Origin of the sequence: Phenylobacterium terrae (assembly GCF_042681205.1) — a bacterium.
Taxonomy (GTDB): Bacteria; Pseudomonadota; Alphaproteobacteria; order Caulobacterales; family Caulobacteraceae; genus Phenylobacterium; species Phenylobacterium terrae.
Genome location: NZ_JBHUEY010000001.1, coordinates 1,198,963 through 1,219,509 on the forward strand (window position 1 = coordinate 1,198,963; position 20,547 = coordinate 1,219,509).

General features: G+C 71.5%; 19 protein-coding genes. 9 read left to right on the forward strand and 10 right to left on the reverse strand.

The window, feature by feature from the left end:
• The first annotated feature begins 144 nt into the window (after nt 1-144).
• Nucleotides 145-633 (forward strand): DUF805 domain-containing protein, encoded by a 489-nt coding sequence (locus ACFSC0_RS06015; protein ID WP_377282534.1) that lies wholly within the window; start codon nt 145-147, stop codon nt 631-633.
• Between the two features lie 57 nt (nt 634-690).
• On the opposite strand, the gene ACFSC0_RS06020 is transcribed toward ACFSC0_RS06015, so the two are convergent.
• Both ACFSC0_RS06020 and pgi read right to left on the reverse strand, forming a co-directional pair.
• Entirely contained in the window at nt 691-1,101 is a 411-nt protein-coding gene (locus tag ACFSC0_RS06020; protein WP_377282533.1) for a hypothetical protein, read from the reverse strand.
• A gap of 191 nt (nt 1,102-1,292) precedes the next feature.
• On the reverse strand, nt 1,293-2,909 hold the full coding sequence (gene pgi / locus ACFSC0_RS06025; protein WP_377282532.1) for a glucose-6-phosphate isomerase: 1,617 nt from the start codon (nt 2,907-2,909) through the stop codon (nt 1,293-1,295).
• A gap of 90 nt (nt 2,910-2,999) precedes the next feature.
• Here pgi and ACFSC0_RS06030 point away from each other — a divergent pair, with 90 nt between their 5' ends.
• The gene (locus tag ACFSC0_RS06030; protein WP_377282531.1) at nt 3,000-3,434 is read left to right on the forward strand and encodes a hypothetical protein; all 435 of its coding nucleotides are present in this window, start codon (nt 3,000-3,002) and stop codon (nt 3,432-3,434) included.
• A gap of 113 nt (nt 3,435-3,547) precedes the next feature.
• Here ACFSC0_RS06030 and ACFSC0_RS06035 read toward each other — a convergent pair whose 3' ends face one another.
• A complete protein-coding gene (locus tag ACFSC0_RS06035) occupies nt 3,548-4,162 on the reverse strand; it encodes a thioredoxin family protein (protein ID WP_377282530.1) in 615 nt (204 codons plus the stop codon).
• 30 nt (nt 4,163-4,192) lie between these two features.
• On the reverse strand, nt 4,193-6,346 hold the full coding sequence (locus tag ACFSC0_RS06040; RefSeq protein WP_377282529.1) for a protein-disulfide reductase DsbD family protein: 2,154 nt from the start codon (nt 6,344-6,346) through the stop codon (nt 4,193-4,195).
• A gap of 124 nt (nt 6,347-6,470) precedes the next feature.
• Between ACFSC0_RS06040 and ACFSC0_RS06045 the strand changes: the two genes are divergently transcribed.
• Nucleotides 6,471-6,863, forward strand: coding sequence for a hotdog family protein (locus ACFSC0_RS06045; RefSeq protein ID WP_377282528.1), 393 nt, complete (start codon nt 6,471-6,473; stop codon nt 6,861-6,863).
• Nucleotides 6,860-7,765 (forward strand): S-methyl-5'-thioadenosine phosphorylase, encoded by a 906-nt coding sequence (gene mtnP / locus ACFSC0_RS06050; protein WP_377282527.1) that lies wholly within the window; start codon nt 6,860-6,862, stop codon nt 7,763-7,765. Before ACFSC0_RS06045 ends, mtnP begins: the two co-directional genes overlap by 4 nt.
• Before the next feature lie 75 nt (nt 7,766-7,840).
• Here mtnP and ACFSC0_RS06055 read toward each other — a convergent pair whose 3' ends face one another.
• Complete coding sequence (locus ACFSC0_RS06055; protein ID WP_377282526.1) at nt 7,841-8,641, reverse strand: SapC family protein; 801 nt, start codon at nt 8,639-8,641, stop codon at nt 7,841-7,843.
• Nucleotides 8,642-8,821: 180 nt separating this feature from the next.
• Here ACFSC0_RS06055 and ACFSC0_RS06060 point away from each other — a divergent pair, with 180 nt between their 5' ends.
• The 3 genes from ACFSC0_RS06060 to ACFSC0_RS06070 are packed head-to-tail and all read left to right on the forward strand — an operon-like array spanning nt 8,822 to nt 10,999.
• The gene (locus tag ACFSC0_RS06060) at nt 8,822-9,706 is read left to right on the forward strand and encodes a MaoC/PaaZ C-terminal domain-containing protein (RefSeq protein WP_377282525.1); all 885 of its coding nucleotides are present in this window, start codon (nt 8,822-8,824) and stop codon (nt 9,704-9,706) included.
• 10 nt (nt 9,707-9,716) lie between these two features.
• Entirely contained in the window at nt 9,717-10,469 is a 753-nt protein-coding gene (locus ACFSC0_RS06065; protein ID WP_377282524.1) for an acid phosphatase, read from the forward strand.
• The gene (locus ACFSC0_RS06070; RefSeq protein WP_377282523.1) at nt 10,457-10,999 is read left to right on the forward strand and encodes a chloramphenicol phosphotransferase CPT family protein; all 543 of its coding nucleotides are present in this window, start codon (nt 10,457-10,459) and stop codon (nt 10,997-10,999) included. Before ACFSC0_RS06065 ends, ACFSC0_RS06070 begins: the two co-directional genes overlap by 13 nt.
• 180 nt (nt 11,000-11,179) lie before the next feature.
• On the opposite strand, the gene ACFSC0_RS06075 is transcribed toward ACFSC0_RS06070, so the two are convergent.
• The 4 genes from ACFSC0_RS06075 to ACFSC0_RS06090 form a co-directional block, all read right to left on the reverse strand.
• A complete protein-coding gene (locus ACFSC0_RS06075; protein ID WP_377282522.1) occupies nt 11,180-11,710 on the reverse strand; it encodes a GNAT family N-acetyltransferase in 531 nt (176 codons plus the stop codon).
• Entirely contained in the window at nt 11,707-12,585 is an 879-nt protein-coding gene (gene aguB / locus ACFSC0_RS06080; protein WP_377282521.1) for an N-carbamoylputrescine amidase, read from the reverse strand. The genes ACFSC0_RS06075 and aguB overlap by 4 nt, the downstream gene beginning before the upstream one ends.
• A complete protein-coding gene (locus tag ACFSC0_RS06085) occupies nt 12,585-13,589 on the reverse strand; it encodes an agmatine deiminase family protein (RefSeq protein ID WP_377282520.1) in 1,005 nt (334 codons plus the stop codon). Before ACFSC0_RS06085 ends, aguB begins: the two co-directional genes overlap by 1 nt.
• 270 nt (nt 13,590-13,859) lie before the next feature.
• On the reverse strand, nt 13,860-17,147 hold the full coding sequence (locus tag ACFSC0_RS06090; protein ID WP_377355110.1) for a TonB-dependent receptor: 3,288 nt from the start codon (nt 17,145-17,147) through the stop codon (nt 13,860-13,862).
• 237 nt (nt 17,148-17,384) lie between these two features.
• Here ACFSC0_RS06090 and ACFSC0_RS06095 point away from each other — a divergent pair, with 237 nt between their 5' ends.
• Nucleotides 17,385-18,917, forward strand: a complete 1,533-nt coding sequence (locus ACFSC0_RS06095) for an ArnT family glycosyltransferase (RefSeq protein ID WP_377282518.1) — start codon at nt 17,385-17,387, stop codon at nt 18,915-18,917.
• Here the strand turns inward: ACFSC0_RS06095 and msrA are convergent.
• The gene (gene msrA, locus ACFSC0_RS06100) at nt 18,853-19,479 is read right to left on the reverse strand and encodes a peptide-methionine (S)-S-oxide reductase MsrA (protein WP_377282517.1); all 627 of its coding nucleotides are present in this window, start codon (nt 19,477-19,479) and stop codon (nt 18,853-18,855) included. The two genes, ACFSC0_RS06095 and msrA, sit on opposite strands and share 65 nt — an antisense overlap.
• A gap of 115 nt (nt 19,480-19,594) precedes the next feature.
• Between msrA and ACFSC0_RS06105 the strand changes: the two genes are divergently transcribed.
• On the forward strand, nt 19,595-20,542 hold the full coding sequence (locus ACFSC0_RS06105; protein ID WP_377282516.1) for a tetratricopeptide repeat protein: 948 nt from the start codon (nt 19,595-19,597) through the stop codon (nt 20,540-20,542).
• Nucleotides 20,543-20,547: the final 5 nt, after the last annotated feature.

Genomic DNA, 20,547 nt, shown 5'->3' on the forward strand with positions numbered 1-20,547 from the left:
CGCGGACGTGCGCGCCTTCACCATTGCAGGGGCTGAACGGCGCGCCGTCAAGCCCGCCCCGCGCACGTCCATTGCCTGTTTAAGCGGATCGGGAGACAGTCGCGCCAGGCGAGCCGGCGCCACGCCGGCAGATGGGAGGCGCCTATGGACTGGAAGACACTCTTTCTCACGGCCGACGGCCGGATCGGCAAACGGGATTTCTGGATCGGATTCGCGATCATCTTCGTGGTGAACCTGGTGCTGGGGATGATCCCCGTTCTCGGGATGATCGTCTCGATCGCGCTGATCTATCCGATGGTCTGCCTCTACTCGAAGCGGCTTCACGACTTCGGCAAGACCGGCTGGCTGACGCTGGTCCCCTTCGGCGCAGGGGTCGTCGGCATGCTTCTCGCCGTCATGATGGGCGGCGCTGCGATCATGGGCGCCGGACTGGCCGGCAACGACTCCGCCGCCGCCGGGGCCGCCATGGCCGGCATGGGCGGCGCGGCGCTGGTGATGATGGCCGTCGGCCTCGTCTGCCTGGTGTTCCTGCTGTGGGTCGGCCTGACCAGCGGCGATCCGGGTGAGAACCGCTACGGCCCGCCGCCGGTCTCGCTGACCGGCGGAACCGCGAGCCCGCCGACGGTCGCCTGACGGCCTTCTTAACCTGAAAGACCGAGAGCCCCGGATCGCAAGGTCCGGGGCTTTTGCTTATCCGCCGCGCCCCGGGATGTACCTGGCGTGGCAGCCGGCGCAGGCCTCGTAGAGCCGCCCGCCCGCCTCGAACGCCGCCTCCACGTCCCGCTTTCCGATGGCGATCCGGCCGGCCGCGGCGGCCTCTTCCATCATCTCGGCGTAGGCGTCCCACTCGCCCGGGCGGCTGTGCTCGGGCCGCGTGAGCAGCCGCCCGTCGGCCTCCAGTTTCGCTGCGGCTACGGCCGCGGCGGCCCAGCGCGCGTCCGCGGCCTGCGGGCCCTCGCCCTCCGGCGGATCGTTGCCGGCGGCCCAGAAGGCGTTGGCGGCCGGATCCACCTCCTGCTTCATCAGCTCGAGCAGCGGCGTCGCCGCGGCGACGCCGCCCGCCAGCGCCCAAAGACCGATCGCGACGGCCGCGCGCTTCATCGCCCCTCCCCTGTGGTGGCTTTCGCCCATCCGATGCCATCCCGCCCCTGGCCGCAAGCCTTACCTCCCCCCGTCATCCCGGCCGCAAGCCCGCTCCGCGGGCTGGAGAGCCGGGACCCAGCTTCAGGGCAGGACGCCTGGGTCCCGGATCGGTCCTGGCGGACCGTCCGGGATGAGGGCTCATTGTTTGCTCAGAGGCCCCGCACCTTGCCGACCAGCGCCGCCGTGGAGGGATCGTGCGCGCCCGAGCCGCCGGCGAGGTCGGCGAGGACGCGGTTCGCCAGGGTCTTGCCGAGCTCGACGCCCCACTGGTCGAAGCTGTTGATCCCCCAGAGCACGCCCTCGACGAAGGTCTTGTGCTCGTAGAGGGCCAGCAGCGCGCCGAGGGTCTGCGGCGTCACCGCATCGATCAGGATGAAGCTGGAGGGTCGGTCGCCGGGGAAGGTGCGCTGGGGTGCGAGCTCGGCGATCCGCTCGGCGCTCAGGCCCGCCGCCTCGAGCTCGGCGCGGACGTCGGCCTCGCTGCGGCCGACCATCAGGGCCTCGGCCTGGGCGATGGCGTTGGCCAGCAGCTTCTGCTGGGCGGCGGGGTCGCCCTCGCGGGCATGACGGACGGCCAGGATGTCCAGCGGGATCACGTCGGTCCCCTGATGCAGCAGCTGGAAGAAGGCGTGCTGGCTGGTGGAGCCCACCTCACCGAACACGCTGGCGGCGGTGGCCCGGGCGACGCTGCGGCCCTGCGCGTCCACCCGCTTGCCGTTCGACTCCATCTCCAGCTGCTGGAGCCAGGAGGGCAGCAGCCGCAGCCGGTGGGCGTAGGGGATCACCGCCCGCATCGGCCGGCCAAGACCGTTGCGGTTGAAGACGTGGGCCAGGGCCAGCAGCACCGGAGCGTTGGCCTGGAGCGGCGCCTGGCGGAAGTGGGCGTCCATGGCCGCCCCGCCCGACAGCATCTGCTCGAAGACGTCGAAGCCGAGGGCGATGGCGCAGGACAGGCTCACCGCGGACCAGACGGAGTAGCGGCCGCCCACCCAGTCCCAGAAGCCGAACACCTGGGCGTCCGGGACGCCGAAGGCGCGGGCCTTGTCCGGCGCGGCGGTGACGGCGATCAGGTGGGCGTCGGCGGCCGGGCCGAGCGCGCCCCGCAGCCAGGCGCGGGCGGCCTCGGCGTTGGAGAGCGTCTCCTGGGTGGTGAAGGTCTTGGAGACGGCCACCACCAGGGTCTCGGCAGGGTCGAGCCCGTCCAGCGCGAAGGCGAGCTCGGCCGGGTCGACGTTGGCCGCGAACCTCAGCTCGATGGGCGCGGAGAGCGGCCGCAGCGCCTCCCACACCAGCCGGGGCCCCAGGTCCGAGCCGCCGATGCCGATGTGGACCACGGCCTTGAACGGGCGCCCCGCGGCGCCCTTCCGCTCTCCGCTCCGCACGGTCTCGACGAAAGCCCGCATGGCGGCGCGCGTCGCCTCCACCTCGGCCGAGACGGGCCGGCCGTCGGCCGAGAAGCCGGCCCCGGCCGGGGCGCGCAGCGCGGCGTGCAGCGCCGCTCGGCCTTCGGACCGGTTGATCGGCTGGCCGGCGAGCTGGGCGTCCCGGGCCGTCTCCACCTGGGCGTCTCGGACCAGGTCCAGGGCGACCTCCAGATCGGCCAGCGACCAGGGCTGTTTCGAAAGGTCCAGGTAAAGGCCCGCGGCTTCGACCGTCAGCTTCGCCAGCCGGTCCGGCTCGGCCTCGAACAGGCCGGCGATGCGGCGACCCTCGGCGGCCCGGGCGGCGGTCTCGAAGTCGGCCCAGGCCTTGGCGGACGCTCCCAAACTCGCCTCCCCGTCAGATCGTAAGCGCGGCGTTTACCCTAAGGCGGTTACTGGAAAGCTTCACCGCTGACTTAGGTTCCCGGAGGGGTCATGTCCTGCGAAGCTGTCGCCGCCGCCGCGCTCCTCTGGCTCGCCGCCGGCCCGGCCTCCGTCCCGGCCGCCGCCCCGCCGCCCGCCGTCGCCCAGGAGCCTCTGTTCGCCGAGATCGTTTCGCGGGCCCGGGCGCTGAAGACCGAGGTCGACGGCTATCGCGCCGCCGGCGCCGCGCCCGCTCCGGACTTCGCCGCCCGCATCGGAGAGCTCGCCGCCCTCGACATGAAGGGCCACATCGCCCTGCGCGACCGCGGGATCGACGGCGACCTGAAATGCATCCTGCGCGGCATCGCCGAGGACCTGCCGGTCAAGCTCGCCGAGCTGGAGAAGGCGGCCGACCCCAAGGCCCGGGACCTGGCCCTGCGCGACATGGCCTACCTGCTGAACGACAACGTCGAGGTCATCACCGCGCCCCCTCAGGCGCCGGTGTGACGATCTGAGGGAGCGGGGTGACAGGTAGCGCCATGGCGGCGCAACCAGTCACCGGAGAGCATCGGTGACTGGTTGGGCGCAAGCCCTACCTGTCACCCATTCCCTAGGCTCTCCTACCCCTTGTACTTGACGCTGCAGCCGTAGGGCTTGCTCACCGGCGTCGCCACCTTGCGGCCGGCCTTGAGGTCGGCGAGGGCGGCGGCGACGTAGTTGTTGGCGCCCTTCAGGCTGGCGGGGTCGGCGGACGGCTTGTCGTCGATGCCGCCCATGTAGGCCAGGCGTCCGGTCTTATCGACGATGTACATGTGCGGCGTGGTGCGGGCGTCGTAGGCCTTGCCGACGTCGCCTTCGGGGTCGAGCAGCAGGGCGGTGGCGGCGGCCTTGTTGGACGCCTTCCAGCTCTTGGCCTCGGCGGGGGCGAGGTAGCCCTGGGTCCCCGGCGCAGACGAGATCAGGGTCAGCCAAACCGCGCCGTCGGACGTGGCCTGCTTCTGAAGGCTCTGCATGGCGCCGGCGCCGTAGTGCTTCTTCACATAGGGGCAGCCGCCGTTGTGCCACTCGAGCACGACGGTCTTGCCCTTGAACTCGGAAAGGGAGCGGGTGCGGCCGTCGGCGTCGACGGCCTGGAAGTTCGGGGCGGGCTGGCCGATCGTCGGTGCGGCCGCGGCAGGGGCGGCGATCGCCAGCATCGAGGCGGCGAGGACGAGGCGGCGGGACAGGCGGGTCATCGGCTCGGCTCCTGAGGCTTCGGGGCGATCCTAGCCGGCGGCGGCGGTCTCCAGGGCCTGGACCACCGTCCGGCCGGTCAGGATCTGCGGCAGGATAACGCCGTCCGCCGATCCTTTTCCATACACCAGATAGAGCGGCACCCCGGCCCGGCCGTGGCGGGCGAGCTCGGCGGCGATGACGTCGTCCTTCAAGGTCCAGTCGGCCTTCAGATAGACCGTCCCGGTCCGCTGGAAGGCGTCGGCGACCTCGGCGCTGGTCAGCGCCGTGCGCTCGTTGACCTTGCAGGTGATGCACCAGGCGGCGGTGAAGTTGACGAACACCGGCCGCCCCTCGGCCCGCGCCGCGGCGAGCCGCTCGGGGCTGTAGGCCTCGTAGGGGATGTCGGCGGCGGCTTCGGCGGCGACGGCCGTGGCGGGCTGGTAGCCCGGCCAGACGACGGCGGCCAGGGCGGCGGCGGCGAGCACGCCCGCACCCGAGCCGGTCAGCACCGGCCTCTTCCCCTGCGCCTGCCGGTGCTGCGCGATCCCGGCGAGCCAGGCGGCCAGCGCCAGCGCGACGGCGGCGGCGAGCAGCCGGGCCAGCGCCATGTCGCCGGCCTGGACGGTCAGCACCCAGGCGAGCCAGCCGGCGGCGCCGTACATCGGGAAGGCCAGCAGCCGGCGGAAGCCCGCCATCCAGGGGCCGGGCTTCGGCAGCCGCGACAACAGCCCGGGGACGAAGGCCACCAGCACGAAGGGCAGCGCAAACCCCAGGCCGAGGGCGAAGAACACCACCAGCGCCGCCGCTGCGCTCTGAGTCAGCGCCCAGCCGAGCGCCGGGGCCATGAAGGGCGCCGTGCAGGGCGCGGCCACGACCACCGCCAGCGCGCCGGTGAAGAAGGCGCCCGCCAGGCCCTTGCGGGAGGCGAGGCCGGTTCCCGCCCCCTGCAACGAGGTCCCCACCTCGAACACGCCCGAGAGGTTCAGGGCCACCGCCAGCATCAGCAGCGCCAGCGCCGCGACGACAGGCGGCGACTGCAGCTGGAAGCCCCAGCCGGCGGCCGCGCCCGCGGCCTTCAGCGCGATCAGCAGGCCGGCCAGCGCCAGGAAGGTCGCCAGCACGCCGGCGAGGAAGGCCAGGCCATGGCGCTGGGCCTCCTTGCGCTCGTGCGCATGGCCGGCGAGCCCGGCGGCCTTCATCGCCAGGATCGGGAAGACGCAGGGCATCAGGTTGAGGATCAGCCCGCCCAGCAGGGCGAAGCCTATGGCGAGCGGCAGGCCCAGCCCCGCGCCGCCGCCGGGCGGGGCCCGGGCGGGCGGCGGGCCGAGACCGGCGGCGCCGGCGGGCGCGGGCCCGGCCTGGGCGGCGATCTCGAAGGCGCGGCCGTCGGCGAGGCTGAGCACGCCGGAGAGCTCGGTGGGCGGGGTCGGCGACTGGAAGCCGTAGCCGGGCGTCAGGGTGAGGGTCAGTCCGTCCGGGCCCCGCTCGATCGCCTGGGGCTTGGCGTGGTCGATGGCGGTCCCGTCGAAGGGGAAGAAGTAGGCGTCCGCGAAGTCCGCGCCCGTCAGGGGCTCGCCGGCGATGGCCAGTTTCAGCGCCTCGCCCTCGCGGGCGAAGGCGGCGGTCAGCGGGACGGCCTTCGGCGCGGCCTGCAGGGCCTGGGCGACAGCCTGGCCGAACTGCGGATGCGGGCCGGCCGGGACGGCGGCGACCGGGAGCCGGATTCCGAGGACCGCGTCCTCGGGCACGCAGATCTCCTCGCAGACCAGGAAGGCGACGGCGGCGGTCAGCTCCACGCTCTGGCCGGGGGCGGCGCCGGCTGGCGCGGTCAGCGCCACCGGCAGCAGCACCTCGCCGGAATAGCCGTAGTTCATCAAGGGGCCGGTGGGCTGGCGGTCCGGCGTCGGCCAGACGATCTCGCCCGCGTTCCAGCCGGCCGGCAGGGTCCACTTGATCTGGGTCGCCTCGCCGGAGTCCCCCGGATTGCGCCAGTAGGTGTGCCAACCCTTGTCGATCCGCTGGCGCAGGGCGACGTGGATGGTCTCGCCCGGCGCGATGGAGGCCTTCCCGGGGACCAGTTCGGCGACGAGGTGGCCGGTGTCGACCGGCCCGAACACCGGCGCCTTCGGCGCGCCGAAGCCCTGCGCCAAGGCCGGGCCGGCCAGCAGCACCGCAGCCGACAGCGCCGCCAGGGGGCGCAACATGCTCAAGACCCGACCGCCGATCATCGTCCCGTATATGGCCCGGTCCGCTCCCCGCGCAAATGGCTCGACTCGCCGCGCCCCGTGCGGATCATCTGCGAATCGCTTGTGACTCGAGGAGAGCTGCGTGCCGGCGCCGTTCGACGACATCCAGATCGGGCAGGTGGTCTCGCTCGGCGAAGCCCGGGTCGACCCTGCGGCGATGGCCGCCTTCATCGACAACTTCTGCCCGGGATGGACCGCCGACCGCGGCTGCCCCGACGCCATGATCTTCGCCGTCTGGACGAAGCTGGACGCCGCCGCCAGCGCCGAGTGGCCGCAGACCAAGCGGGTGGGCGTCGACGCCCTGCGCTGGGCCAAGAACCCGCCGGCCGGCGAGGTGCTCCGTGGACGGATGACCGTCATGGGCAAGGACCCCGTCGGCGAAGGCAAGGGTATCGTCATCGCCCAGCACGACCTCCTCGACGAGGCCGGCCGGCTGGTCTTCTCCTGCCTGACCCGCAGCGTGTTCGCCCGGTGAGCGGCTGGAAGCTCGGCGTCCTGGGCGGCTCCGGGCTCTACGAGCTGCCGGGGCTGACCGGCGCGCGGTGGGAGACCATCGAGAGCCCTTGGGGCGCGCCGTCCGATGCGGTGCTGACCGGCGAGCTGGAAGGCGTCGCCGTGGTCTTCCTGCCCAGGCACGGCCGCGGCCACCGGCTGCTGCCCGGCGAGATCAACACGCGGGCCAACATCGACGTGCTGAAGCGCGCCGGCTGCACGGACATACTGTCGATCTCGGCCGTGGGCTCCTTGCGCGAGGATCTGCCGCCGGGCGCCTTCGCCGTCGCCGCCCAGTACGTCGACCGCACCCGTCAGCGGCCCGCCAGCTTCTTCGGCGGCGGCGTCCCCGCCCACGTGTCCCTGGCCGATCCGGTCTGCCCCAGACTCTCCGGACTGGCGGCCCGGGCGCTGCGCGACGGCGGGATCGAGGCTTTCGAGGACGCCACCTACCTGGCCATGGAGGGCCCGCAGTTCTCCACCCGGGCCGAGAGCCGGCTCTACCGGTCCTGGGGCTGCGATGTGATCGGCATGACCGCGATGCCGGAGGCCAGGCTCGCCCGCGAGGCCGAGCTGCCCTACGCCAACGTCTGCATGGTCACCGACTACGACTGCTGGCGCGAGAGCGAAGCGCCGGTGGGCATCGAGGAGGTGCTGGCGGTCATGCGCCGCAACGTCGACCTCGCCCGGCAGATGCTGCGCCGGCTGCTGGCGAGCCTGCCGGCCGTGCGCGAGCCCTCGCCCATCGACACCTGCCTGGATACGGCGATCCTCGGCGATCCGAAGAGCGCCGGGCCGGAGACGTTGCGCCGGCTCGAGGCGATCCTGGCGCGGCGGTTGAATCCCAACGTCATCCCGGCCGAAGGCTCGCGCAGCGAGCCGTAGAGCCGGGACCCAGCACAAGCTTGGGAGATCCTGGGTCCCGGATCGGCCTTTCGGCCGTCCGGGATGACGCAGTGATCAGGCGTTCGCCGCGACCGGCGCCTGCTGCGCCTGGCGGGCCATGGCCAGCGCGATCAGGCGGTCCCAGCCGACCAGCGAGATCAGGTGGGCGTAGATCTGCTGCAGGGCGCCGTTGTCGCGCAGCTCGACGAGCTTGTCCTGCGGCAGGGCGTTCAGCTTGGCCTCGGAGACGCCGAAGTAGTCGGCGATCTTCTGCGGCTCGCCCGGCGTGCCGTCGGCGTTGAACGGGGTGAAGTTGGCGGTCTTCACCTCGAACAGGTCGAGGTCCTTCAGCAGCTGGATGAAGCCCAGGGTCCGCTGACGCTCGACTTCGTAGTTGTTGCAGAACTCGATGCAGCTCTTGGTGTAGTCGGTCGGCTCGCCGTTGGCGTCGAAGAAGGCCAGGTCGCCGCCCTCCTCGATGAACTCGGCGTCGCGGTCGATGCACAGGATCATCTGGCCGGCGTTCTTGTCGTTGGCGAACACGAACGGGTAGCGGCGCACGTAGGCCGGGACGTAAACGCCGGGCTCGAACACGCCGTCGTTGGTGACGAACATGTTCTGGTCGGCCTGCAGGCCCATGACCAGCAGTGGGGTCTTGTCGTCGCCGACGAAGATGATCGGGCCGGTCACGGCGGCCAGGCCGAACTCGGTGACGGCCAGCGGAATGATGTGGCCCTTGCGGGCGAAGCCGAAGGGGCCGTCCATGCGGCGCACGCCGAGCTTGCCATGGAGCTCCGGGGTGAGCGGCTCCGGCTTGGAGTAGAACAGCACGTTGCCGGTAATCGAGCCCATCCCGGGCATGGCGGTGGTGGTCATGGCTAGGCCTCGCGGGCGGGACGGGCGCGAAGCACGCACCCGAGGGTTAATCGGAAGCGGCGTTCCTACCCCACCCAGTCCGGAGCGGCAATCGGGGCCGCGGCGCGCTTGCTAAGGCCAAGGCGAGCCGCTTCAATCCGCCGCTATTGGGAGCCGAACGCATTCAAGGGACGAATTTTCATGGCCATCCACTATCCGGACATCCTCCAGCAGCGCACCCCGGCGCGCACCTTCACCTACCGTGACAAGGACGTGATGCTCTACGCCCTGGGCGTCGGCATGGGCGCCGACCCGATGGACGAGAAGGAGCTGGCCTTCGTCTACGAGAAGAACCTGAAGGTCATCCCGACCGCCGCCACCGTGCTGGCCGCCGGCGCCCGTCCGATCGAGGGCGCGGCCGCCCCGCAGATGCCGGACGGCTGGCGGCCCAGCCAGATCAACTTCCTGATGGTGGTCCACGGCGAACAGAAGGTCGAGCTGCACAAGCCCCTGCCGACCACCGGGACCTTCACCGTCGAAGGCCGCACCGTCGGCGTCTGGGACAAGGGCAAGGACAAGGGCGCGGTGATCGTCAACGAGAGCGTCTGGACGGACGAGAAGGGCGAGAAGGTCGCCACCCTCACCGGCTCCACCTTCGCCCGCGGCGACGGCGGCTTCGGCGGCCCCTCGGAAGGCCAGCCCGAGCCGCACGAAGTCCCCTCGCGCAAGCCGGACCTGTCGGTGGACATCTCCACCCGCCCCGACCAGGCCCTGCTCTACCGGCTCAACGGCGACCGCAACCCGCTGCACTCGGACCCCGAGTCGGCGCGCCGCTCGGGCTTCCCGCGGCCGATCCTGCACGGCCTGTGCACCTACGGCATCACCTGCCGGGCGGTGCTGCAGGCGATCACCGACTTCGATCCCGAGCAGATCTATTCGCACCAGGCCCGCTTCTCGGCGCCGGTGTTCCCCGGCGACGTCATCACCGTGGACCTCTGGAAGGACGGGAAGAACATCTCGTTCGAGGCCCGGGTGAAGGACCGCAACGCCACCGTGATCAAGAACGGCCTGACGGTCCTGAGATAGGAGACGAACCATGCGCGCGAGCGCCAAACTCGTTCTGGCGCTCGCCGCCTTCGCCGTGGTCGGAGCGGCCTCGGCCCAGCAACCGGCCGCCCCGCCGCGTCCGTCCCCCTTCCTCGGGCCCGACGAGCAGGTGGACACCCTGAGGCTGATCCCGCCGCCGCCGGCGGCGGGCTCGCCCGACGAGGCGGCGGACCTGGCCGCCTTCCGCGAAACCCGCAAGCTGGCGGACAGCCCGCGCTGGGCGCAGGCGACGGCGGACGTGGAGCTGCTGTCCCCGGCCGCCTTCACCAGCTGGTCCTGCGCGGCGGACGTGAAGATCTCCGCCGAGACGACGCCGGCCACCGCCCAGCTGATGGTGCGGGCCCTGTTCGACGCGGGCCTGGCGTCGAACCCGCCCAAGGAGCACTACAAGCGGCCGCGGCCGTTCACCGGCCTTTCGGCCCGAACCTGCGTGACGCCCGAGTCGCTCGGGGCCAACGCCTCCTATCCCTCCGGCCACGCCTCGGTCGGCTGGGCCTGGGCGCTGATCCTGGCCGAGCTGAAGCCGGAGCGGGCGAACGCGCTGCTGCTGCGCGGGCGCGAGTTCGGCGACAGCCGCGTGGTCTGCGGCGTCCACTACCCCAGCGACGTCGAGGCCGGCCGCCTGATCGGCGCCGCCGTCGTCGCCCGCCTCCACGCCGACGAGGAGTTCAAGGCCGCCATGGCCGAGGCCAAGGCCGAACTCGCGAAGGCGACGGTGAAACCGGAAGGGTGCGCCTCCTGAGCCTGGGGCGGATCGTCGTCCTCAACGGCGTCCCCCGCGCCGGCAAGTCCTCGATCGCGCGGGCGCTGCAGGCCCGTGGACCCTGGCTGAACCTGGGCGTCGACCTCTGGCGCAAGGCCACGCCCGACGACCTACAGCCCGGGATCGGCCTGCGCCCAGGCGGCGAGCGCCCCGACCTGGAGCCCGCCGTCGCCCGCTTCTACGCCGCCCTCTGGGACGCGGTGGCGGGCGTCAGCCGTGGCGGCATGGACGTCGCCTGCGACGTGGGTCTGCACACGTCTTACGCCCACCCCCTCGACACCCGCGCATTGATGCGCGAGCGCCTGGCGGGCCTGCCCCTGCTGCTGGTCGGGGTCCGCTGCTCGCTGGACGTGATCCTCGAGCGCCGCGGCGAGGACGGCGCCCCGCGCGAGGCGGTCCTGCGCTGGCAGGCCGCCGTGCACGCGGACATCGCATATGACCTGGAGGTCGACGCCTCCACCCTGACGCCCGAGGCCTGCGCCGAGGCGATCCTGGCGCGGCTCGCCTGACCCTTTCCTTTCCCATTCATGGGAAAGGGGGACCGCCGGCCGAGCGCAGCGAAGAGCCGGTGGTGGAAAGGGCAAGCCCCAGGCGCGGCGCAGCGGGCCGCTCCAATCTGCACGTCTCGTTGCTCGGAGCAGGCGGCTCGCCCCCTCCCCCTCCCCCGCTTCGCGGGGGAGGAAGAAGGACTAAGGCGCCTTCGCCACGAAAGTGACGTGCGGGCGCAGGGGGTGGTCGGCCGCCAGCTTCGGATGGTCGAAATCGCGGGTCGGGTCGGGGACCATGCCGATGCGGCGCATCACGGCCTGGGAGCGCAGGTTGGTCCGGGCGGTGATGGCGATGATCTCGGGCGGGCGGATGTGTTCGAAGCCCCAGGCGAGCGCCGCGCGGGCCGCCTCGGTGGCGTAGCCGCCGCCCCAGGTCTCGAAGGCGAGGCGCCAGCCGATCTCCACGGCCGGGCCGGGCGGCAGGTCTTCGCCCATGGAGAGCAGGCCGGTGAGGCCGATCACCGCGCGGTCGGCCTTGCGCTCCACGGCCCAGAAGCCCCAGCCGTGCAGGCCGATGTGGACCCGGATGCGGTCCACCATCGCATCGCTCTCCTCCCGGGTGAGCGCCGAACCGAGGGTGGCGGCCACCCGCGGGTCGGCGTTCATGGCCGCGATGGCGGCGCGGTCGGCCTCGTCCGGCGCCCTAAGGATCAGGCGCCCGGTCTCGATCACGCCGGGCGGGCCCCCGCCAGGCTGCCGTAGAGGTCGGTCCGCCGATCGCGGAAGAAGCCCCAGGCCGCCCGGTGGGTGGCCAGGAAGTCGAGGTCGAACTCGGCGTGCAGCACGCCCTCGTCCTCGCGCCCGAGGGCGGCGACGAGGTCGCCGCGGTGGTCGGCGATGAAGCTCGACCCGTAGAACAGCTGCCCGCCGTTCGGGTAGTTCGCCCACGGCTCGAAGCCCGTCCGGTTAGCCCCGACCACCGGGATCACGTTGGAGACGGCATGGCCCTGCATCGCCCGCCGCCAGGGCGCGGCGGTGTCGAGGGTCGCGTCATGCGGCTCCGAGCCGATGGCGGTGGGGTAGAACAGCACCTCGGCGCCCATCAGCGTCATGGCGCGGGCGGTCTCCGGGTACCACTGGTCCCAGCAGATGCCGACGCCCAGCTTGCCGAACCGGGTGTCCCAGACCTTGAAGCCGGTGTCGCCGGGCCGGAAGTAGTACTTCTCGTTGTAGCCCGGCCCGTCGGGGATGTGGCTCTTGCGGTAGACGCCCATGGGCGAGCCGTCGGCGTCCAGCATGACGAGGCTGTTGAAGTAGTGCGGCCCCTCGCGCTCGAAGATCGAGACGGGGATGACGACGCCCAGCTCCTGGGCCAGCGGCGCCATGGCGGTCACGCAGGGGTGCTCGCGCCAGGGATAGGCGGTGGCGAACCAGCGCTCCTCCTGGGCGACGCAGAAGTAGGGGCCCTGGAACAGCTCGGAGGGCAGCACGACCTGGGCGCCCTCGCTCGCCGCCTGGCGGACGAAGTCCTCGGTCTTCCTGATGTTGGCCGCCATGTCCTCGCCGTACGAGGTCTGGATGGCGGCGACCTTGATCTGGCGCGTCATCAGGCGGGCTCCTGCTGGGTGATGCAGTGGAACGAGCCGCCGCCGGTCAGGACGGCGGTGGACGGCAGGCCGATGACGGCCCGGTCCGGGAAGAGGCGCCGCAAGGCCTCGAGCGCCAGCGGGCTCGCCTTGGTCTCGTAGATCGGACAGACCACCGCCTGGTTGGCGATGACGAAGTTCATGTGGCTGGCGGGCACGTACGCGCCCTCGCCGTCGTCCACATAGCCCGGCGAGGGGATGCGCACGACCTTGAGCCGCTCGCCGCGCGAGTCGGTCATGGAGGCGAGCCGGCGGGCCGCATCGTCGTAGGCGTCCGCGTTCGGATCGTCCCTTCCGAAGGCCACCGGGCAGGCGACGACGCCCGGCCCGACGAAGCGGGCCAGGTTGTCCACGTGGCCGTCGGTGTGGTCGTTCAGCAGGCCCTCGCCCAACCACAGCACCTTGCGGGCGCCCAACGCCTCGGCCAGCACCTTCTCGGCCGCGGCTTCGTCCCAGCCGGCGTTGCGGTTGGGATTGATCAGGCACTGGGTCGTGGTCAGCACCGTGCCGAAGCCGTCATGGTCGAGCGCCCCGCCCTCCAGCACCGCCTCGGATTGCGCCAGCGGCGCGCCGGCGGCCTCGGCGATCTGCGCGGCGACCGCATCGTCGTGCTCCAGGACATACTTGCCGCCCCAGCCGTTGAAGCGGAAGGCGCGCGCCTCCGTCCCTTCGGGCGTGCGGGCGAAGATCGGGCCGGTGTCGCGCAGCCAGATGTCGCCGAACCGCCCGGGCACGATCTCCACCCGCGCCACGTCGGCCAGCAGCGACCGGGCCGCGGCCTCGCCTTCCGGCGAGCCGGTCAGCAGGCGCACATGCTCGCCGCCCGGCCCCGCCAGGGCGCGCGCCAGCGCGGCCACCTCGGCCTGGGCGGGCTCCAGGTCCTCCTCCCAGAGCTCCGCATGGCTCGGGAAGCCCAGCCACATCGCCCGATGCGGCGCCCACTCGGCAGGAACGATCCGGTCCATCTCACCCCTTCGACAACGACGCGCGCACATGGGCGGGTGAGGCCCCTACGTCAAGAGACACGGGCTCGAGCGTCCTGCCGCTGCGCAATGATGCTCCCCCACCGGGGGAGCTGTCCCGAAGGGACTGAGGGGGTTCACGCCCGAGCCGCCGGGGATGCGGCCCCCTCCACCGCCTTCGGCGGTCCCCCTCCCCCTGTGGGGGAGGATCTTGAATGCGAAAAGGGCGGCCCGTCGCCGGACCGCCCTTCCCACTCTCCTCAAAGCGATCGTCTAGAACTTGTACTTGGCGCCCAGCTTGATCTGCCAGGTGGAGCCGTTGCGGCGGAACGCCTGCACCGGCTGCTGGAAGTTCCCGCCGCCAGCGGCCGAGTAGACGTACTTGGCGCCCGGCGTGCCGCAGCCGACCGTCGGACCGGCGGCGGAGGTGGCGCAGCGGACGTCCACCACGGGCACGCCGCGGTAGAAGTCATACTGCTCCAGCACGCCCCAGTCGTCGTTCAGCAGGTTGCCGAGATTCTCGATGTCCGCGAACACCTCGATCTTCGCCCCGTTCGGGAAGAAGGCCGGCAGCTCCTGGCTGATCCGCACGTCGATGGTGGTGACGTCGGCGTGGCGGAAGGCGTTGCGCGGCGCGATCCGGCCGCGGAACTTCGACAGCCCCGAGTTGTCCAGGAACTGGTTGAACCCGGCCACGTCGAAGCCCGGCGCGTAGAGCACGATGGGGTCGTTGGCCATAGGCACGTAGAGCAGCTGGTTCGACGTCGCCTGACGGCCCGAGTAGCTCGAGACGTTGTTGAAGAAGTCGTTGTCGAAGTTGCCCGAGCGGCTGTTGGCGAAGGTGTAGCTGAACGGCAGGCCCGAACGGTGCTGGGCGAAGACGTTCACGCTGGTCTTGTAGTCGCCGAAGAACTCGCGCGAGTAGTTCAGGTTGAGGGCGTAGCGGTGGCGGATCTCGTAGTCGGAGATCGCCGCCGGCGGGTTCTGGTGGTTGAAGCTGGCGAACCGGGTGTAGCTCGACTGGGCGATCGAGCTGGTCATCGGGTTGGCGTCTTCGGCCTCGGTGTAGGTGTAGACGAACTGCATGCCCAGGCCGTCCCAGATGCCCTCGTCCCAGGACTTGGCGATGGTCAGCGCCACCGCGTCCGAGCCGCCCTTGTCGTGGTTGGTCAGCATCATGTCGTAGTCGACGCCGGCGGTCTGGCCGATGGTCGAGCGGCTCCACACCGGACGGCCGTCCGGCGCGACGCCGGTCTGCACGGCCCGCAGGTCCACCCAGTAGAGGGCGTTCTCGTTGACGGACTTCAGGTAGTCGAGCTGCACCAGCCACTGGTCGCCCCAGCGGCCGAAGTCGAACTCGTACGAGGCGCCCAGGCTGCCCTTCCACACGGTCGGGATCTGGAAGGCCGGATCCAGCACGTTGGTGTTGCCGCCGCGCGGGGTGAAGGTGCAGTTCGCCGGCGCGACCGTGAGGTCGACGTTGTTGAACGGCCCGTTCGGCGTGCAGACCGCATTGGTCTGGATCACCCCGGTGTTGGCGAAGGGGTTCGACAGCCAGACGTTCAGGCCGGTGGACGAGAAGCGGCCGAGGCCCGCCCGCACGTTCAGCCGGTCCATCGGCTCCCAGTTCACCGCCACCCGCGGAAGCATGACGTGCTTGCCGTCGAGGTTCTGCTGGTTGGTGAAGTTGTTGCGGGAGACGAACGCCGTGTTCAGCTCCGGCACGTCGTCCATCGAGTACCAGTCGAACCGGATGCCGGCGGTGACGTCGAGGTTGTCCAGGACCTGCAGGCGGTCCTCGGCGTAGACGCTGTTCAGCCGGAAGGCGAAGTCCGCGGCGCCGCGGCGGGCGGTGCCGAGCGTGGCCGGGACCGTGCCCCCGTTCGGGTCGACGGCGCCCTGGAGGGTGAACCGCGAGGCCCGGCGGGCCAGGAAGTCGGCGTAGCTGTCGAAGGTCCAGCTGCCCATCGAGTTGTTCACGAAGACGTTGAAGATGTCGTTCTTCTCGGTCCGGGCGCCGAACAGGATGTCGTGCGGGCCCCAGCTGTAGCGGCCGATCGCCTCGTAGGTCTCGACCTCCACGTGGAGGTAGTTGTCGTGCCGGTTGATCTCGGCGCCGAAGCGGATCTGCGGCGTGCCCGTGCCGGGTGCGACGCCGGGCAGGTCGGCGACGTTCACCGTCACCTCGCCGACCTCAAGGCCGAGCAGCGGGTTCTGCTGGGTGTCGGTTTCCTTGAAGTTGTAGCGCAGCTCGGTCGAGAAGTTGTCGGTCCAGTCGGAGTTCAGCTGGACCGTGTAGGTCGTGAGCTCTTCGATCTTGTTGTACTGCTGCGACTCCAGGCCCACCCGCGGCTGGGACACCGACGAGCCGATCGAGAAGACGTCGCTGGTCGAGCCGTTCAGCGAGTTGCCGAGCGTGTTCTGGTAGGTCAGCGCCAGGCGGTGGTTGTCGGTGATGTTCCAGTCGAGTTTGGCGAGCCACTTCTCGTCCTCGACCGGGAACGGGCCGGTGACGTAGGAGCCCGGGTCGTAGCCGTAGACCTGCTCGGCGGCCTGGCGGAAGGTCTCCACCGCCTGCGAGCTGATCCGCGGAATGGAGACGGTGCGGCCGAGGTCGAAGGGGCCCTCGTCGAAGCCCAGCTCGCCCTCGTACTTCTCGTAGGAAACGAAGAAGAACAGCTTGTCGCGCAGGATCGGGCCGCCCAGCGTGGCGCCCCAGATCTTCTCTTCGAACTCGGCGCCGAAGGGCTGGCCCTCGACGGTGTCGCCCTGCCAGTCGCGGCCGGTGCGCTCGTAGTAGGCCGTGCCGAAGAAGGCGTTGCCGCCCGACTTGGTGACCGCGTTGATCTGGCCGCCGATGAAGCCGTTGTTGATGACGCTGTAGGGCGCCACCGAGACGTTCACCGCCTCGACCGCGTCGAGGCTGATCGGCGAGCGCTGCGTCGGGTAGCCGTTGTTGTTCAGGCCGAAGTCGTCGTTCTGGCGCACGCCGTCGACGGTCAGCTGGTTGAAGCGGTTGTTGACGCCGGCGAACGACAGGGCGTCCTGGTTGGTCGGATCGATGGCCGCGAAGGGATCGAGGCGGGCCACGTCCTTGATGTCGCGGCTGATCGAGGGAAGGCTCTCGATGTCGGCCGTGGTGAAGTTGGTGCTGGGGCCGCCCTGCGAGGGGGCCGCCGCCGCGGCGGTCACCACCAGCTCGGAGACCTCGGTCTCGCCGCCGGCCCGGGAGAGGACGACTTCGACCTGGGCCGCGTCGCCGACCCCGATGCCCTGCACGGTGACGCCGCCGGCCTCGTAACCCGACGCGGTCGCCCGCACGCGGTAGGGGCCGCCGACCCGCAGGCCGCGGGCCGAGAAGCCGCCCTCGGCGCCGGCCACGGTGGTGCTGGCGGCGCCGGTCGGCACGTGGGTGATGGTCACGGTCGCGCTCGGCACCGGCGCACCGGAATCGTCGGTCACCACGCCGCGGATCGCGCCGGTGGTCTCCTGCGCGTAGACCGCCGTGGACATGGCGCACAGCAGCGTCGTGAGCGCTGCGCCGCCGGCGAGCCTCTTCATCGAAATCATCAGGTTATCCCCTCGTCATCGCCCCGAGGGTCCGGCCCAGCGGCGCCCCCGACGGCGCCCCTATAGCGGCAACTTCCGGGTTTGTTGGCGAAGCTTTCGTGACGGTGACAACAAGCCGCGCCGGTGAGGCGCCGGCGCCACGCTGGCGGGCGCTGGCGCCTGTTTACCCGGCTTTACAGCGGCCGGCCGCTCGCGCATGCCTCGCCCACGTCCAGGGGATCCGACGACTTGACGCAGACCGCCGCCGCTCCCGATCACCGCCTCTGGCGGACCGCGATCCTGCTGGCGGCGGGCCTGACCGCGGCGCGGCTGATGGTGCTGTTCGACAGCCCCCTGGAGCTCTACCCGGACGAGGCCCAGTACTGGCTTTGGTCCCGGACCCTGGACTTCGGCTATTTCTCGAAGCCACCGATGGTGGCCTGGACGATCTGGGCGACCACGGCGATCGGCGGCGACGCCGAACCGTTCGTCCGGCTCGCCTCGCCCTTCTTCCACGCCGCCGCGGCCCTGGCGGTGTTCGTCGTCGGGCGGCGGCTTTACGATTCGGCGACCGGCTTCGTCGCGGCGGCCTTCTACATGCTGATGCCGGGGGTGCAGCTGTCGTCGCTGATCGCCTCGACCGACGCGCCGCTGCTGATGTTCCTGAGCTTTTCGCTCGTGGCCTACGCCGGGATGTTCAATTCCGGGCCCTCTGTGAAGCGGGCGGCGGTGTTCGGGGCCGCCGTGGGCCTGGCCTTCCTCTCCAAGTACGCGGCCCTCTACGCCCTGATCGGCGTGGCCCTTCACCTGCTGGTCTCTGGGCGGGCACGGGCCATGTGGTCGCCCGCGACCATCGCGGCGGCGGTCGGCACAGCGCTGGCGATCCTTGCGCCCAACCTGATCTGGAACGCGCTGAACGGCTTCGCCACCGTCCAGCACACCGCGGCCAATGCGGCCTGGGGCGGGCGCCAGCTGTTCAACCTCCCCGAGCTCGGCGACTTCCTGGCCTCGCAGTTCGGCGTCTTCGGCCCCATCCCGTTCGCGGTGCTGATCGGCGGCGCCGTCGTGCTGGCCATCCGCCGGCGGCTGACCGAGGCGGACCTGCTGCTGGTCTGCTTCGCCATCCCCCCGCTGCTGATCGTCGCCGGCCAGGCCTTCATCAGCCGGGCCAACGCCAACTGGTCGGGCGCCGGCTACGTGGCCGGGTCGGTGCTGGTCGCCGCCTGGCTGCTGCGCTGGCGGGCCCGCGGATGGCTGATCGCCGCCCTGGCGCTGCAGGGCGTGGTCGCGGCCCTGTTCCTGGCCGTCTGCCTGCGGCCGGAGCTGGCGGAGCCCCTGGGGATCTCCAACAGCTTCAAGCGGGCCAAGGGCTGGTCGGCGATCACCGAGCGGATGATCGAGCGGGCCCAGCTGGACGGGCCCTACACGGCAGTGGCCGTCAACGACCGCTTCCTGTTCAACGCCGCCGCCTATTACGGCCGCGACTACTTCGGATCGGCCGGCGCCCCGCCGCTGGTGATGTGGCTGCGCGCGGCCACGCCGCAGAACCAGGCCGAGACCACCGACCCGCTCACCCGGGCCAACGGCGAGCGCGTCCTGGCCGTGGCCCTCGAGCAGACCTGGCGGGACGAGATGGTCGCGGACTTCGCCGAGACGTCCGGGCGGGAGATCTTCTCCATCCGGCTCGACGAGAAACGCCGCCGGCGGGCGGAGATCTTCACCGGCGAGCGCTATGCGCCGCGGCCGCGTGACCCGCGTACCGGGCTCCCCACACCGCCTTGAGGCGGGCGTCGCGCCGGCAACCGGTGCGGTACTGGGCGTAGCGGGCCGGGTTCTTCCTGGCGAAGTCCTGGTGGTAGACCTCGGCCGTCCAGAACGGGGCGGCGCTGCGGATCTTCGTCGCCACCGGCTTGCCGAGCTCCCTGGCGACCTTGGCCTTCACCTGCTCGGCCGCGGCCTTCTCCTGGGCGTTCGCGACGAACACCGCGGTCCGGTAGGACGGCCCCTGGTCGCAGATCTGGCCGTTCGGGTCCGTCGGGTCGATCCGGTGGAAGAAGCCGTCGACCAGCTGGGCGTAGCTGATCCTGGCCGGGTCGTACGTCACCCGCACCGCTTCCAGATGGCCCTCGTGGTTGTCGTAGGTCGGCCGCGCCGACGTGCCGCCCGAATAGCCGGCCACCACGTCGGCCACGCCCGGCAGGGCCGCCATCTCGTGCTCCACCGACCAGAAGCAGCCCCCCGCGAACACCGCGGTCTTCAGGTTGGGCGCGGCGGGCGCGGCGGGCGCGGTCGAGGCCCCGAGCGTGGCCGCGAGCGAGAGGGCGACGAGCAGGCTGGGCTTCATGGAACGGGATTCTGACACCCGCGCACAAAGGTGCAAGTAGCGCGGGCGGCCAGGCGGCACTATTCTAAGCTGCACAATACGCCGGACGCTACCGGCGCTTCCGGGGGGAGCCAGGATGGCGAAGAAGAAGGCCGGCGCCGCGCCGATGCTCATCGCGGCGGCCGTGGTCCTGGCGGCCGGGGTTGCGGCCGGCGTCTGGATCTGGCGCAGCGGCGCCTCAACCGCGCCGGCGGCGGCGGCCGCCGCGTCGGCCGGCCCCCCGGCCCTCCCCGAGGGCCGGCTGCGCCTGCTCCGCACCGGCGTCGACGAGAGCCGCTACCTGGCGCTCGACGAGATGCGTCCGGGCAAGGACCGCACCGAAGTCGTCGTGCTGACCGTCGCGAGCGGTCCGCGCGCCCTGGAGGGCGGCGCCGGCCTGGCGGTCGAGCGCAAGGCCGTGAAGTGCCGGCCGCAACGCATCTTCGACGCCGCCGTGGCCCGTTACGACTTCGAAGGCAAGCTGCTGGCCGGAGAGACGCTCGCCGCCCCGCGCCATGGCCGGACGGTGAACGCCGACGAGCTGGAGCTGGTGCAGGCGGTCTGCGCCGCCCCGCTGAAGGCCTCGGACGAGGTGTTCGACGGCTATCGCGCCGCCCAGCGCGCCTTCCAGACCATCCCCGAGACAGTGGACAAGGCCGCCGCGAGCCGCACCGACGGGCCGCACGTCTACGCATGGCTCTGCGCCGAAGCCTCCCGCCGCGGCTGGCGCAAGACCGCCCCGGCCGAATGCGACAAGGCCGTCGAGCTCAACCCCCGCTCCGCCCAGGTGCGCCTCGATCGCGCCTACATGAACCTCGAACGGGGCCGCCACGCCGCGGCCAGGGCCGACTTCGACGCCGTGCTGGCGAACGATCCGCAGAACCCGCGCGCTCTGTTCGGCCGGGGCCTCGCTCTGGCCATGGCCGGCGACGAAGCCGGCGGCCGCGTCGACCGCGCCCGCGCCTTCGAGCTCGATCCGAAGATCCTTCGGTGGGTGGAAGGCACCTACCTCTTCACCGTCGGCACGCCCTGGCGGACGGCCTAGGCGCC